Origin of the sequence: Streptomyces sp. NBC_00154, assembly GCF_026342835.1 — a bacterium.
Lineage (GTDB): Bacteria > Actinomycetota > Actinomycetes > Streptomycetales > Streptomycetaceae > Streptomyces.
The window spans coordinates 7,037,964-7,052,380 of sequence record NZ_JAPEMI010000001.1; the positions used below are offsets into that span (position 1 = coordinate 7,037,964).

The 14,417-nt window shown below is 68.7% G+C and carries 13 protein-coding genes and 1 pseudogene; 8 read left to right on the forward strand and 6 right to left on the reverse strand.

The genetic code is table 11. The features are described from left to right. Positions 1 to 199: 199 nt before the first annotated feature. Both OHA03_RS31500 and OHA03_RS31505 read right to left on the reverse strand, forming a co-directional pair. Positions 200 to 1,450, reverse strand: a complete 1,251-nt coding sequence (locus OHA03_RS31500) for a DUF427 domain-containing protein (RefSeq protein WP_267007102.1) — start codon at positions 1,448 to 1,450, stop codon at positions 200 to 202. A 175-nt stretch (positions 1,451 to 1,625) separates the two neighbouring features. Next, on the reverse strand, positions 1,626 to 2,495 hold the full coding sequence (locus tag OHA03_RS31505) for an alpha/beta fold hydrolase (protein ID WP_267007103.1): 870 nt from the start codon (positions 2,493 to 2,495) through the stop codon (positions 1,626 to 1,628). A gap of 395 nt (positions 2,496 to 2,890) precedes the next feature. Between OHA03_RS31505 and OHA03_RS31510 the strand changes: the two genes are divergently transcribed. From OHA03_RS31510 to OHA03_RS31530, 5 genes are all read left to right on the forward strand, one after another. After that, on the forward strand, positions 2,891 to 3,406 hold the full coding sequence (locus tag OHA03_RS31510) for a CGNR zinc finger domain-containing protein (RefSeq protein WP_267007104.1): 516 nt from the start codon (positions 2,891 to 2,893) through the stop codon (positions 3,404 to 3,406). Positions 3,407 to 3,484: 78 nt separating this feature from the next. Next, a complete protein-coding gene (locus OHA03_RS31515) occupies positions 3,485 to 3,967 on the forward strand; it encodes a hypothetical protein (RefSeq protein ID WP_267007105.1) in 483 nt (160 codons plus the stop codon). Then, a complete protein-coding gene (locus OHA03_RS31520; RefSeq protein ID WP_267007106.1) occupies positions 3,957 to 5,834 on the forward strand; it encodes a transketolase in 1,878 nt (625 codons plus the stop codon). Before OHA03_RS31515 ends, OHA03_RS31520 begins: the two co-directional genes overlap by 11 nt. 138 nt (positions 5,835 to 5,972) lie before the next feature. Further along, on the forward strand, positions 5,973 to 6,695 hold the full coding sequence (locus OHA03_RS31525) for a cation:proton antiporter (RefSeq protein ID WP_267007107.1): 723 nt from the start codon (positions 5,973 to 5,975) through the stop codon (positions 6,693 to 6,695). Positions 6,696 to 6,836: 141 nt separating this feature from the next. After that, positions 6,837 to 7,199, forward strand: coding sequence for a hypothetical protein (locus tag OHA03_RS31530; protein WP_267007108.1), 363 nt, complete (start codon positions 6,837 to 6,839; stop codon positions 7,197 to 7,199). Between the two features lie 63 nt (positions 7,200 to 7,262). Here the strand turns inward: OHA03_RS31530 and OHA03_RS31535 are convergent, their stop codons facing one another. Next, on the reverse strand, positions 7,263 to 7,751 hold the full coding sequence (locus tag OHA03_RS31535; RefSeq protein ID WP_267007109.1) for an N-acetyltransferase: 489 nt from the start codon (positions 7,749 to 7,751) through the stop codon (positions 7,263 to 7,265). 542 nt (positions 7,752 to 8,293) lie between these two features. On the opposite strand from OHA03_RS31535, the gene OHA03_RS31540 reads away from it, so the two are divergent. Beyond that, a complete protein-coding gene (locus tag OHA03_RS31540; protein ID WP_267007110.1) occupies positions 8,294 to 9,370 on the forward strand; it encodes a glycerophosphodiester phosphodiesterase family protein in 1,077 nt (358 codons plus the stop codon). An 84-nt stretch (positions 9,371 to 9,454) separates the two neighbouring features. On the opposite strand, the gene OHA03_RS31545 is transcribed toward OHA03_RS31540, so the two are convergent. The 3 genes and pseudogenes from OHA03_RS31545 to OHA03_RS31555 all read right to left on the reverse strand — a co-directional run bounded on the left by OHA03_RS31545 (position 9,455) and on the right by OHA03_RS31555 (position 11,893). Beyond that, positions 9,455 to 10,354 carry a YihY/virulence factor BrkB family protein gene (locus OHA03_RS31545; RefSeq protein ID WP_267007111.1) on the reverse strand — a complete coding sequence of 300 codons (900 nt, stop codon included), beginning with the start codon at positions 10,352 to 10,354 and terminating at the stop codon, positions 9,455 to 9,457. A 162-nt stretch (positions 10,355 to 10,516) separates the two neighbouring features. Beyond that, positions 10,517 to 10,669, reverse strand: a pseudogene (locus OHA03_RS31550) (cupin); the annotation flags it as partial. A gap of 153 nt (positions 10,670 to 10,822) precedes the next feature. Continuing rightward, a complete protein-coding gene (locus OHA03_RS31555; RefSeq protein WP_267007113.1) occupies positions 10,823 to 11,893 on the reverse strand; it encodes a mechanosensitive ion channel family protein in 1,071 nt (356 codons plus the stop codon). Between the two features lie 358 nt (positions 11,894 to 12,251). Here OHA03_RS31555 and OHA03_RS31560 point away from each other — a divergent pair, with 358 nt between their 5' ends. Beyond that, positions 12,252 to 13,571, forward strand: coding sequence for an acyltransferase (locus OHA03_RS31560; RefSeq protein ID WP_267007114.1), 1,320 nt, complete (start codon positions 12,252 to 12,254; stop codon positions 13,569 to 13,571). 210 nt (positions 13,572 to 13,781) lie between these two features. Then, positions 13,782 to 14,351 (forward strand): hypothetical protein, encoded by a 570-nt coding sequence (locus tag OHA03_RS31565; RefSeq protein ID WP_267007115.1) that lies wholly within the window; start codon positions 13,782 to 13,784, stop codon positions 14,349 to 14,351. The last annotated feature ends 66 nt before the right edge of the window (positions 14,352 to 14,417 follow it).

Consider the following 14,417-nt stretch of genomic DNA (forward strand, 5'->3'; position numbering starts at 1 on the left):
CCAGCGCGGAGCCGCCTGGTGGGCGTCTGCGCTGCTGGGACGGGTTCTGGGTCGTCTGCGCCCAGCATGGCGCCAAGAGGTCTATGCGAGTAGATGGGCGAGGGTAAATTTCTTGTGTCGGGATCACGTCAAGTCGGCTGATCCGTAAGGGAGTTCCCTCCGTACGCCCGTCGTCCTCGGGCGCTTCAGGAGGGTGGTGTCATCCGTACCCGCTGACGATTATCGAAGGTCCGCCCCGGCCGGTCCGGGCCGCCGATGGGTCCACGCCGAGCTGAACGGTCGAGCGCTGCAGTCGGGCCGCCCTGATTGCGGCCGGCAGACGCTGCTGTGGCGGATTCTCGGCCTGCGGCGCGGCCGGCCGCGGGAAATCCGTCATCGGCAGGCTGGTCACGCGGACCACGCCCGAGGTGGTCCGCCCGGTCGACGTGCGAAGGGCTCCCGGGCGGACTCCACTGCCCATGCTGCCCCGGCCGTCGACACTGCGGCCGTTGACGGGGCCGGTAGCGAGACCGGTCGGGTGGTGCCGCGTTCCGTTTTCCGCATCGCTTGGGCCATGTCCACGCGGTGAGTCCGGCCTCCGGCTCTTATCGGGGTGGGCCCTGACCTCGTCGACGTCCAGGCGGCGGTCGACGCCGTGGGGGACGACCTTCTGCCCGGACTCGAGTTCCAGGCGTTTGCCGTCGAGGTGGATCTCGACTTGGTCCGGTTCGAAGGACACCATGTCACCGATCCGGCCGACCTCCGGGTACGCGTTGCGGTACGTCCAGGCGGCCCGGTGCACATCGCCGACGTCGTAGTAGTCGCACAGGCCCTTGTAGGGGCAGAAGGTCTGTCCTTCGACGGGGCGCAGCCGGGTCTCGTCGATGTCGGCGCGCGGGACGTACCAGCGCGGGGCGAATCCGGATTCGTAGAGCACGACGGGGTGTTCGGAGCGGGCTACCACGGTGTCGCCCAGGCGGACTTCCAGAGGCCTGGACGTGTTGCGGATGTCGATGCGGTGGTACGGGTCCGCGGCGTGTCCCAGGATGCGCTCGTCTTCCTCGTAGAAGGCGTCCATGGCCCGCCACGCGAAGGCGATGCGGCCTTGCAGCTCGGTGGCGTGCTCGGGCGGCGAGGCGAACCCCCAGGCGGCGCGTTCGGTGGTGCGGTCGTCGGCGTGGACCGCGTACCAGGTGGTCTCGCCCAGGTCCCTGTGTTGGGTGACCTTGTCGCTCGCGGCCAGGACCTGAGGGTCCACGTCCCTGCGGGGGAAGTAGGCGACGGGGTAGCGGCCCGGTTCGTGCAGCAGGATCACGTTGTCGCTGTCGGCGATCCAGGTGTCGTTGAACTTCACGCGCATGCGGCGGCGCAGCGGCTCGGCGAACAGCAGGCGCTCAGGCAGGGGTTCGGGGGTGAGGAAGTGTCCGATCGCCCCTGCGGAAAGGGGCCCTTGCTGCCAGGACAGTCCCATGGCGTGTTCCTTCCGGGTGCGGGGTGGGCGGGAGGCTGCACCCCGGGGTGGTTGGGCGGTTGCCGTTGCCCGGTCAGGGCTTGCAGGAGCAGTGGGAGATCGCGGCCCCGGGTCGGCGGAAGCAGGTCCGGATGACCTTGCCGTCGATGGTGGTGGCGCGCTTCGCCCCTCCGCGTCAGGCGAGGACGCGGCCGAGGAAGTCGCGGATGTGCTCGGTGATGGGCTCGAGGTGGCTCTCCAGTGCGAAGTGCCCGGACTCGAGCAGATGGATCTCGGCGTTGGGCAGGTCCGTGCTGAACGCCACGGCACCCGCGGGGCCGAAGATCTCGTCGTTGGCGCCCCAGACCGCCAGCAGCGGGACCTGGCAGTCGCGGAAGTACTGGTGGACCTGCGGGTAGAGGTCGACGTTGGTGGGATAGTCGCGAAAGAGCTTGAGTTGGATCTCGTCGTTGCCCGGCCGGTCCAGCAGCGCCTGGTCGTGGACCCAGTTGTCGGGGCTGACCAGGGTGGGGTCGGCGACTCCGTTCACGTACTGCCATCGGGTGATCTCGGCAGTGAGGGCGCCTCGCATGGGGGCCTCGGTGTCGGGTCCGGGCGCCTGGGCGTAGGCGAAGGCGCCGTCCCAGAAGGGCTTCACGAAGCCCTCGACGTAGGCGTTGCCGTTCTGGCTGATGATCGCGGTGATGCGGTCCGGGGCCTGGAGTGCGAGGCGCCAGCCGATGGGGGCGCCGTAGTCCTGCACGTACATCGCGAACCGGTCGATACCCAAGTGCTGCAGCAGGTCGGAGGTGACCTCGGTGAGGGCGTCGAAGGTGTAGGGGAAGTCCTCCAGGGCGGGCATCGCCGACTGGCCGAACCCGATGTGGTCGGGAGCGATGACGTGGTACCGGTCGGCGAGTGCCGGGATCAGGTGGCGAAACATGTGCGAGCTGGTCGGGAAGCCGTGGAGCAGCACCACGTCGGGTGCCTGTGGGTCGCCGGCCTCCCGGTAGAAGACTTCGAGGCCGTTGACGGTGGCCGTGCGGTAGTGGACGGCGGAAGCCATAGTCCTAACCCTTCTATCGGGCTTGAGTGGTTATGAATCCAGTCGACCATGCGAAATCTAACCTGTCAAGATGCTTTAACAGGTTAGAACGCGGCGAAGGATTCGTTGCGGATGCCTCCCGGGCGGGACGGGTGAGCCGCCGGGCGGGAGCTTGGGGTGGGGTGGGAGCGGATCGGTGGCCTTCCTCCGCCTCTGCCCGTCGGTGGTTCGTCGGCCAGTGGGGCTGCCGGGCGTGAACGTGCCCGGCCCGCCGATGGCGGCCTCGTCCGCGCGAGGTGCCGCCCCGGCCGCGGCGAACGCCCCGCGCGAAACTAACCATCGAAAATTTCTTTCGTGGTTAGACCGTGCTTGCTTCATGTAACCTTTGAAATAATTCAATGCGGTTAGGAGACGCGATGGCGGCCGATCGAGAGCAGCAGGACGCACTGCTGGAACTCCTCAACACGACACCGGTGGTCAACGGGGTCGTCCAGGATCAGCTGGCGGACCCGGAAGCGGCAGAGGCCTGGCAGCGGGCGCACGGCGGCAGCGGCACCGCGGACGAGCACCGCCATCTCGTGGAGGCGCGCGACGCCCTGCAGGAGGTGGTGCGCGGCGGCCGGCCGGCCACGTCACTGGCCCCGGTCCTCGATGGCGTCACGTCCCGTCCGCAGGTCTCATCCGCCGGAGTGTCCTGGGACCTCGACGCCCGCCAGGAGCGTCGGATGGCAGTGCAGGCGGTCATGACCTGGAGCGCGCTGCAGAAGGCGATGCCCGGGCGACTGCGGCCGTGTGCCAATGAGGAGTGTCGGCGGTTCCTCCTCGATCGCAGCAAGACCAACAAGGCGCGCTGGTGTTCGATGGCCGTCTGCGGCAACAGGATGAAGGCCAGGCGCCACTACCAGCGCACCCGCAACGACGCAGCCGAGTAGCACCTCCGCCAGCCCCCGGGCAGGCGGCGGGGCTCAGCTCTCCGCGTCAGGACCTTCCCCGACCGGGTACCGGCTGCGGTGTTGACCCTGGGCGGCCCCCGCCGCCGGCAGGTCGGCCATGAACCGGTGCAGGGGCGCCCGCCTGCCCCCACGCACCGCCGGCACCCACCCGGACCCGAGAGTCCGCACCTGCTCGCCGCCCGGATCACCGCGGAGCTGCATTTCGGCCCCGAGCAGAGCAACCGCCTCGACGAGTCCCTCACCGCAGCAGGCGTACGCCACCACAGCGAGACCTGCACCGCGGCGCACCGCGGATTCGCCCAGGCCGGCACCGCCGCCTGCGACAGCACAGTGGACAAGCGTCACCGGACCGCACTGACGGTGTCCCCGGACCGCGCCCTCCGACCGGCACGCGTTCAAATCGCGCCCTCTGTCCCGCGGGCATACGGTCGGCAAGGGCACGGCCGTCGCACGCAGCTTCTGCGCGCGGCCCGCGAGCCGGAGGCCGTCGAACGACCGGATCGGAACGCACGTCTGAGAGGAGTCCGCGATGTCGGCTGAGAACACCGCAACTGTCTCGTTGGGGCCTGACAGTGACCTGGACCAGGTCTTCGAGTTGGCTCAGCAGCTGCGGGTGGACTCCGTGCGCGCCAGCACCGCCGCCGGTTCCGGCCACCCCACCTCCAGCCTGTCCGCCGCGGATCTCATGGCTGTCCTCATGACACGTCACCTGCGCTACGACTGGCAGAGCCCGAAGAACCCGGCCAACGACCACCTGATCTTCTCCAAGGGGCACGCCTCCCCCTTGCTGTACGCGATGTTCCTCGCCGCCGGCGCGATCGACGAAGAGGAACTCATGACCACCTACCGCCGCAAAGGTGCGCGTCTTCAAGGCCACCCCACTCCGATCCTGCCCTGGGTGGATGTAGCCACCGGCTCCCTGGGCCAGGGCATCGCCTACGGCGTCGGTGTCGCGCTTGCAGAACGGGACCTGAAACACCAGTCCTCCCGTGTGTGGGTGCTGTGCGGCGACAGCGAAATGGCAGAGGGGTCGGTGTGGGAAGCCCTGGACAAGGCAGGCCGCCACCGGCTGGCCAACTTCACCGTGATCATCGACGTCAACCGCCTCGGCCAGAGCGGCCCCACGGAGCTGGGCTGGGACACCGACGCCTACGTCCGCCGCGCCGAAGCCTTCGACTGCCGCGCACTCGTCGTCGACGGCCACGACCTCACGGCCGTCGAACAAGCCCTGGTTGTCGCGGATGACGGGCAGGCCCCCACCGTCATCGTCGCCAAGACCGTCAAGGGCCAGGGTGTCGCCGAGGTCGCAGACGCCGAGGGCTGGCATGGCAAGCCGTTGCCCGACGACCTGGCCGCCCGTGCGATCACCGAACTGGGCGGCGTACGCCACCACACCGTCCGTGGCCCCCAGCCGTCCGCCGCCACCTCTGCTGACCCGGTTGCTCCGGTGCAGGTGACGCTGCCGCAATTCAAGATGGGCGAAGCCGTCGCCACCCGCGTCGCCTTCGGCAAGACACTCGCCGCGATCGGCGCGCGCCCCGACATCGTGGCTCTGGACGCCGAAGTGGGTAACTCCACCCATGCGGAGGACTTCGGCAAGGCACACCCCGAGCGGTACTTCCAGATCTACATCGCCGAACAGCAGATGATCGCCACCGCGGTCGGCATGGCCGTATGCGGCTACCGCCCCTACGCCACCACCTTCGCAGCCTTCCTCACCCGAGCCCACGACTTCATTCGTATGGCCGCGATCTCTCAGGTCACCATGAGCCTGTGCGGTACCCACTGCGGTGTCGAGATCGGCGCGGACGGCCCCTCCCAGATGGGCCTGGAGGACCTCGCCATGATGCGCGCCATCCACGGCTCCACGGTCCTCTACCCCAGCGACGCCACATCCGCCACGGCTCTGACCGCTTCCATGGCGGACCTCGACGGCATCTCCTACCTGCGCACCACCCGGGGTGCCTACCCCGTCCTCTACGCCCCCGACGAGACCTTCCCGGTCGGCGGATCCAAGACCCTGCGTGCGGGCGACAGTGACCAGGTCACTCTCCTGGGCGCCGGCGTCACGGTCCACGAATGCCTTGCCGCCGCCGACCAGCTGGCCGCCGACAACATCCCTGCCCGCGTCATCGACCTGTACTCCGTAAAGCCTCTGGACGTCGCCACCCTCGCTCGCGCCGCCCAGGAAACCGGCGCACTGGTCGTCGTCGAGGATCACCATCCCGAGGGTGGCATCGGCGAGGCCGTGCTGTCCGCACTCGCCGCACGGCGCCTCACCCCCGCATTCGCCCACCTTGCCGTGCGGGACCTGCCGGCCTCCGGGACCCCGTCCGAACTTCTCGACGCCGCAGGCATCTCACGCACCCACATCGCCCGAGCCACCCACGACCTGGTCGCCCACTGAGCACCGGTCGGTCGCCCGGCAGCACTGCGGCTACGCGCCGGACATCCCCGACCGTGTGCAGGTCGGGCTTCAGCCGCCCCTCGTCGCCGTGCCACTCCAGTAGCGTGCACAGGCCCTGATGCCGGCGGCGAGGCGGTGGTGGAACTGGCCATCGGTCTCGCCTACGGCTCGGCGCTCGGTCTGGCAGGGGGGTGGCTGTTGCGGTCGGCGCTGCGCAGGGGCTGGGCGGCCGAGGAGTTTGTGGGCCTGGCCGTACTGGCCCTCGCCCTGCTGTCCAATCTGTCCTCCATCGCCATCGGCGGCAACGGATTCGTCGCGGCGTTTGTCGCCGGGCTGGCCTTTGGCACCGCCTACGGCGATGCGCCGCAGTCGCAACTGCTGTTCACCGAGCAGTCGGCGTCGGTGCTCTCCTTGCTGGTGTGGCTGCTGTTCGGGGCGGTCCCTGTCCCGGCCGCCGTCCCGCACATGACGTGGCAGGCCGTCCTCTACGCGGTGCTGAGCCTGACGGCGGTGCGGATGTTGCCCGTGGCCCTGTCGCTGCTCGGTACGGGGACGGACCGTGCCACGTTCCTGTTCGTCGGCTGGTTCGGCCCCCAGGGCCGGCCACGATCATCTTCGGTCTGCTCGCGCTCGAGGACCTTGCCCCGGCTGTCACGCACCAAGTCCTTCCCGTGCTCATCTGCACGGTGCTGCTCAGTGTCCTCGCCCACGGATTCAGCGCGCGGCCGCTCGCGCGACGCTGCGGGGCAGCCGCGGCCGGCGGAGATGCTGAACGGGCGGAACTGTCGCCGCACGGCCGTCCCTGTCCGGCGGCTCACGGGCAGCGCAGACGCAGCCAGACGCAGGGGTTCCAGCGACTGATTCCCAATTCGCTCGTCGAGCCTGGCTCGTGACTGGATGCGGTCACCTCGCCCAGGGCACATGTTGCCGATGATCTGCCCCGAGTCCCTCGGGGCGGGGCACAACCGACGACGCCCGCTGCAGGCCGGATACGGTGACGGCGTGACCGAAAGCCTGCCCGCCGATGTGGCCGACCTCCTTGAAGCCGTCCTGAGCGCGGACGATCCGGTTCACGCCGTGCTCCGCGGGCAGATTCCGTACCTCAGTGTCCGAGCACGTTGCACATGCGGATGCGGCACCGCCTACTTCGAACTCGACACCGACGCAGTGGTGCCGGCACTTACTGGGGAGAGCACTGTCGTAGCAGCCGAGGCACAGCTCTTCACCGAGGATGGAGAGTGCTCCGGCGAGATCCTGCTGTTCACGCAGGGTGGCTACCTTTCGTGGCTGGAGGTCTGTTCCTGGAGCGACGACATCGAGGTGACGCCGGCAACCGCCGGCCCGCGGCTGCGGACATGCACCTGACCTTCGCCGGCCGGGTCCCAGCACCCCGACCCGACCCGACATCACGACTTCAATTGCGGTAGCTCAATCGCCCGATCCCTCGGCATCGTGCCGAAGCCAGACATAATTCACCGGCTGAGCGGCATTCCAGTTCTCGGCAAGGCCAGGGGCGACCGGCCCGAACCCGGCCCCCAGATAGCACCTCAGAGCCTTCTCGTTGTCCGGGTGCACGCGCATGAAGACATCGGCACAGCCCGACTCGTGAGCTTGCGCGAGCAGGCTCCGGACGAGCACACGGCCGAGCCCCTTCCCGCGGGCCTCGGGTGCCACGATGATCCGAGCCAGCTCGACCTCGTCCTCCTCGGCGTCGAACCACAATTCCCCGTAACCGACGAGCTTCTCGCCCTCAACGAGCACATGAGCCTGAACGTCGTCATCCTGCTGCCACGCGGAAATCGTCTGTGCAGGCACAGGGAACTCCCGTCGCCCGCACCACATGACGACTTCCGCGGAAGCAGTCGGCCAGACCGCCACCATCTCAGCGTGAGCGGTGGCGAAAGGGAGAAGATTCATACGCGTCAATCCATCCTGGGCCCATGATCTGATCCGGTACGGGCACCAGCTGCTCGGCCCAGCTACCGCGCAGGCCGACACTACGTGCCCCGCTCAGCCACATCCAGCCCGATTCGCGCGAAGCCGGTGCCGCACACGAGCCCCGCCGCCCCGGCTCCGATCAATCGGCGACGTTGGGATCACAACGATCGAGTCCGACCGTTCTCCGGCGGTTGAGCCAATGTCCGTTCTCGCCGCCCACCGCGGGTCGGAGCATCCAGTGCGTCGACGAGCGGGCGATGGCCGCCCTCAATGACTGGTGCCCCTACGGAAACTCCGCTGCAGCGCTCCGCCTGCCACGCGGGTGATGAGGAGGGATGCCCTTGCCGACACGTAAGGCCACACACGTGGCCCTGGGCATTAGCACTTTCTGCCTGCCCCGGAGTCCGAAGGGACGATCGTTTCCCGGTTGTTCACGATGACCTCATGCCTGAGCTTCGTGTGATCCGGGCTTGCGGCTTAGCTTCGCAAGGTCCAGTTCGCCCGAAATAGACGAGGCATAGATGTCCCTGCGGCATGCAGTCGCCAGCCTAGCCGTCCTGCCCGTGCTCGCCATTCCGGCGACCGCCCAGGCGGCCACGGCTCACCAGAATCAGCACGTACCGCCCCAGAAGACTCATTTCGACCTGCAGGCCCACCGTGGTGGCCTCGGCCTGACCACCGAGGAGTCCCTGGAGGGCTTCGGCAAGGCTCTGCGCCTCGGTGTGAGAACCCTGGAGCTGGACACCCACATCACCAAGGACCAGAAGGTCGTGGTCAACCACGACCGGCAGATCAGCGCCCAGAAGTGCAAGGACACCGGCCCGGTGACGCCCGGTGACCCGATGTACCCGTATGTCGGCAAGTACATCAAGGACCTGACGCTGGCCCAGATCAAGAGCATGGACTGCGGCTACCAGCAGCTGCCCGGCTTCCCCGAGCAGGAGCAGATCAAGGGCTTCCGCATGGTGGAGCTCAAGGACGTCCTCAACCTGGTCAAGAGCTACAAGGCCAAGCAGGTCAAGCTGAACATCGAGACCAAGGTGGAGGCCGGCGCGCCCGAGCAGACCGCACCGCGCGAGCTGTTCGTCCGCCGTGTCTTCGAGGAGATCCACCGTTCCGGGATCGAGAAGCAGGTCACCATCCAGTCCTTCGACTGGGGGGCGCTGAAGGAGATGCACAAGCTCGCGCCGTCTTACCCGCTGGTGGCGCTGACGAACTACGACTTCCTCCAGGTCGGCAAGCCCGGCGCCTCCCCGTGGCTCGGTGGCATCGATGCCGACGACTACGACGGCGACTTCGTCAAGGCCGCCGCCGCCGTCCCCGGTGTCACCGCGCTGTCCCCGAATTACGGTTTCCCGCAGAACGGCACGATTGCGGACCCGGCCTTCCGCTTCTACCCCGACAAGAAGATGATCTCCGAGGCCCATGAGCGGGGTCTGAAGGTCATCCCGTGGACCTGTGACGACCCCGCCACCATCGAGGCGCTCATGGACATGGGTATCGACGGGATCATCACCGACTACCCCAACCGCGTGCGGGACATCATGGCCGACCGCGGCATGCGCCTGCCCAAGGCCTACCCCGCGCCGCGTCATTGACGACCGGCACACCACGGACGCATACGCCCCGGAGCGCCCAGCTCCGGGGCGTACGCCGTCACGAAGCCGGCGCGGGGGACGTCGTCACGAGCGGCCCGGCGTCGGCCGCGCCAGTTCGACGTTGAACTGGGCACCGGCCAGCAGAGCCAGATTGGTGAACCAGACCCAGATCAGGAAGACGACGAGCCCGGCGAGCGATCCGTACAGCCGGCTGTACGAGCCGATGTGCGTGGCGTACAGGGCGAACCCGGCCGAGGCGACCAGCCACAGGAACGCGGCGAGCACCCCACCGGGCAGCCCCCGCCGCAGCCCCCTGGCCGACGCGGGTCCGGTACGGAACAGCACCATGATCAGACAGGCGACCAGGAACACCAGGACGGGCCACTTCAGCACCGCCCACAGGGTTTCACTGGCATGTGCCAGGCCCAGCCGGTGTCCCAGCCAGCGGGCCAGCGGTCCGGTCAGCACCAGGGCGAACGCGCTGGTCATGAGCAGCAGGAGAAGTCCCACGGCGGTGGCCACGATGATGTGGGCCTTGCGCAGCGCCGGCCGTCTGTCCCGCACCCCGTGCTGAGCGTGCAGCGCCCTGCGGAAGACTGCCAGATAGCTGGAGGCGGACCACACGGCGCTGACGGTCCCCGTCGCGATCAGCAGCCAAACGGCGCCGCGTTCGTGGGTCGCGGCCTCCAGCGGTTGGCGCAGCGCGGCTCCGGACTCGGCCGGGGCGAACGCGGTGATGTCGGTGATCAGCGCGTCGGTGGCCCGGGGATTGGCCAGGCCGATCAGAGCGACGGTGACCAGCAGCGCCGGGAGCAGAGCGAGGATGGCGTAGTACGTCAGGGCGGCGGCCCAGTCCGAGAGATCGTCCTTCCAGATCGACACAGGGGTACGGCACAGGGCGGACCGCCAATGGGCGGCCCGCCCTGCGGGGCCGGCCTGGCGGGGGACGCGTCCGGCGGCGGTTGCGGTGGTCTTGCTCGGCACGGCTGGTTCTCCGGGGGACGTGGTCAGGCGCGGCGCGGCCTGGCGGCGCCGGGGGAGGCAGCGGATCCCCCGGTGTGTATGGACGTCCTTTGCTACCACTTCCGCTTCTGCCTCCGTCACCGGGCCGTACACCCGCCGTGTCCCGGAGTGTGGCGGCGGAGGTCAGTCGCTGACCGCTCTCAGCGCCACCACCGCGTCCTCGAAGGACAGCAGCTCGTGCCGTTCCCGCGGGATGGGCTGCAGCCCTTCGGCGGTCAGCTCCAGGTCGCCGGAGGCGGCGCGGATGAACCCGCGCACCGTGACGGCCGCACCCGGCCTCTCATCGTCCACCGTCGGCACCACACCCGCCCGGGCCCTGCTCGTGCGCGTACTGCCTGGCGACGGCCTGCGAGATCCGGACGACCGCGCAGGCCGGCGGCGAGCTCCAGGACCGGACGCCCTCGGCCGGTTGTCGGGGCCCGGGGCAGCTCACAAGCCGATGCTGCGCTGGTGGGGGATCGGCACCGGCGTCTCGCTCTGCTGCACCGCCACCGTCCGCATCGGCGCGGGAATCTTGATGCCCTCGGCCCGGTAGCGCTGGTGCAGACGCTTGATGAACTCGTGCTTGATCAGGTACTGGTCGCTGAACTCACCGGCCCGAAGGATCACCGTGAAGTTGATCCGGGAATCCCCGAACGTGTGGAACCGGACGGCCGGTTCATGGTCGGGGACGCCGCCGGCGATGTCGGTCATGACGCTCTCGACGACCTCGGCGGTCACGCGCTCGACGTGCTCCAGGTCGCTGTCGTAGCCGACTCCGACCTGGACCAGCAGCGACATCTGCTGTTCCGGCCGGTTGAAGTTGGTCATATTGGTGCCGGCGAGCTGGGCATTGGGGATGATCACCAGGTTGTTCGACAGCTGACGCACCACGGTATTACGCCAGTTGATGTCGACCACGTACCCTTCCTCGCCGCTGCTCAGCCGGATGTAGTCGCCGGGCTGCACCGTCTTCGAGGCGAGGATGTGCACGCCCGCGAACAGGTTGGCGAGTGTGTCCTGCAGCGCCAGAGCGACCGCGAGGCCGCCCACACCCAGTGCGGTGAGGAGAGGGGCGATGGAGACGCCCAAGGTCTGCAGCACGACGAGAAAGCCCATCGCCAGCACCACGATGCGCGTGATGTTGACAAAGATGGTGGCCGACCCGGCCACACCGGACCGGGACTGGGCGACGGACCTCACCAGACCCGTGATCACCCGAGCCGCGGTGAGTGTGGCAGCCAGGATGAGCAGCACGGTCAGCGTCCGGTTGACGTTGCGTCCGACCTGCGAGGTCAGCGGAAGCACCGCAGCGGCCGCCGCGATGCCCGCAGCCAGCGCAGCCCAGGGCGCCAGGGTCCGCAGCGCATCGACGATGACGTCGTCCCCGCTCCACCGCGTCCTGCGGGCACGTTCTCCCAGCCACCGCAGGGCGGCGCGCAGCAGCAGTCCTGCCAGGACGCCGGCGGCCACCATGACCCCGGCGACGATCAGGTCGTGGAGCGTGAGTGCCCGGTTCACCGGTTGCCTCCTGCAGCGAGGAGGAGCGGTGCGGCGGAATCCGTTGCCGGGCGCCGTATGTGAGTAATTGTCACCTTGTGTTACCTGCTCGATTCTCGGATCCGAAACGATCTTCCATCCTGCCGCATCCGGCGAGCTGGGCGGCAGGCGGCCTCGGCACCCGCGTGATGACCCATGGGGACATGAGGAACGGTCGCGCCACGGGCATGAGAAGGCCGAACCGGGCGGCCGGAGATACCGCCCGGAGCCACTGCATCGCGGACTCCTGACGCGGGAGTGATGTCGTACCGAGTACGAATTGGTTGCGTTCTCGACTTCCCACCGTGGTTCCATCGGCTCTGCGACAGCATGACGACGCATGAGCAGAGACCGCTATGTCGACTTCATGCGCGCATGGGCCATCGTCCTGGTGGTGGTGGGGCACTGGCTGATCACCGCCTTGGTCCCGGGGCCCGGTGGGCAGATCACCGCGCCGGAGCTGCTGGCGACCATTCCCTGGACCCAGTGGCTGACATTGGGGTTCCAGATCATGCCGCTGTTCTTCCTGGCCGGGGGCCACGCAGCGGGCGGCTCCTGGTCGCGGGTCCGTGAGACGGGCGGTACGGCCGCCGGGTGGGTGGGACGGCGGGCGTTGCGACTACTGCTTCCGGTGGCCGTGTACAGCGGGCTGGTCCTGCTCGCCGTCGGGATCTGCTCGGCTGTCGGCGTGGACCCGGACACCCTCGCGTTGGTGGGGTGGGCGATGGCGATGCAGTTCTGGTTCCTTCCGGTGTATCTGATACTCAGCGTCCTCACTCCGCCGCTGCACGCGGCGCACCGGCGCTGGGGCCTTCTCGTTCCCGTGGCGATGGGCACTGCCGCCCTCGCGGCCGACGCGTTGACGCTGGCGGTACAGGTGTCGTACGTCGGTCTGCTCAACTATGTACTGGTGTGGGGTGTGGCCTACCAACTGGGCTTCTGCTGGCACGACGGCCTGCTGACGGGGCGTCGGCGGGTGCCGGTCGCGATGACGGCGGGCGGGGGACTGGCCTTCGCGGCGCTGATCACGCTCGGGCCGTTCCCGGTCAGCCTGATCCTGGTGACCGGGCAGACCCCCAACAACACCAATCCGCCGTCGGCGGCCATGCTGGCGTGGGCAGTGGCCCAGGTCGGCCTGTGTCTGCTCGCCGCGCCGGCGGTACGGCGGCTTCTGGACCGCGAGCGTGTGTGGCGGGCGGTGCGCCACGTGGGAGGCGCCAGCATGACGCTGTACCTGTGGCACATGCTGCCGGTGCTCGTCGTCGCCGCCGCGTTCTACCTGACCGGGATCGCGCCCGAGCCCGCGTTCGGGTCCGCGGCCTGGTGGGGGCTGCGGGTGCCTTGGCTGCTGGTCCTCGGCGTCGTCCTGGTCGGTGTTCTGCTGGCGCTGCGGCCGTTGGAGCGCCGCCAGGCGCTTCTGTACGAGCGAATCCGGCCGGACGTCAGCTTGCGCCGCCCCTGGCCGCTGTGGCTCGGCCTGACGACCAGCGTTGCCGCTCTGGCCGGCTTCGCCATGCGGGGCTTCGCACCTGACGGCCGTTTCCCTGTGCTGCCCGCGCTGAGCCTGGCACTGGGCACGACGCTGGTGATGGCTCGCCGACGGACAGCGGTGGACCGAACCCCCGATGAGCCCAAGAACGCGATGAGGAAGGCAGCCTGACGCCGTGTTGGGCCGACATCCGGGTCCGTTGTGATGTCGGCCGGGCAACTACTCATGCAGGGCTGAGTAGTTGCCCTCAGGTGCGGGGTGGTCGTGGTCTTCTACCGTCTGGTTCATGTGCTCGGTTCGGGGGCTCACCAGTGATTTCGCCGTTGTGTTGTCGGGTGTCCGCTGTGCGGCTGTCCGCAGGGTCGGAGGAGGGAGCAGCGGATGCTGAGGAAGTGCTCCGCTCCTTCGGTTCTGTGGCTCACCGGCATTCTGCTCGCTGTGGGTGCCTCCGTGGTCGGTTACCGGGTGTGGGAGGGAGAGCCGTATCCAGCGGTCGTCCCTGATCAGGTTGCGGTACGGCTCAAGGGGGAGGCGCAGCGGGTGTACGAGGAAGTCGCGCTGCCCGGGCGGCCTGGTGTGAGTTCCAGCGGTGTGGAAACGGGCACGTGTTACTACCGGGGGCTGCGGTCCATCGCCCATATCGACGAAGGCCGCAGCGATGTGCGCAGCTTTGGTCTCGAGTGGCGGGTGACGGACGTCCCGCGAAGCACCGCCCGTGCCGGCCAGGAGCGCGTACGCCGACGGCTGGAGCGCGAGGGCTGGAGGCTCACCGGCGAGAACGTCTCCGACATGGGGTTCCGCTTCGTACACCCGGACACCGACGACATGGTCGACGTGGACTGGTACGAGCCCACCGGGACGCTCGCCGTCAGTGTCCACGCCCCGTGCGGGAAGCTCCCGGCCGGCTTCGACGAGTACGCATGGCCCGAGTCCGAATGGAGCCCCGGGTGACTACCGCGCAGGGCGGACCGGCACATCGCCCCCTGAGGGAACGGCTCGTGGAGCGACGTCGGCCGC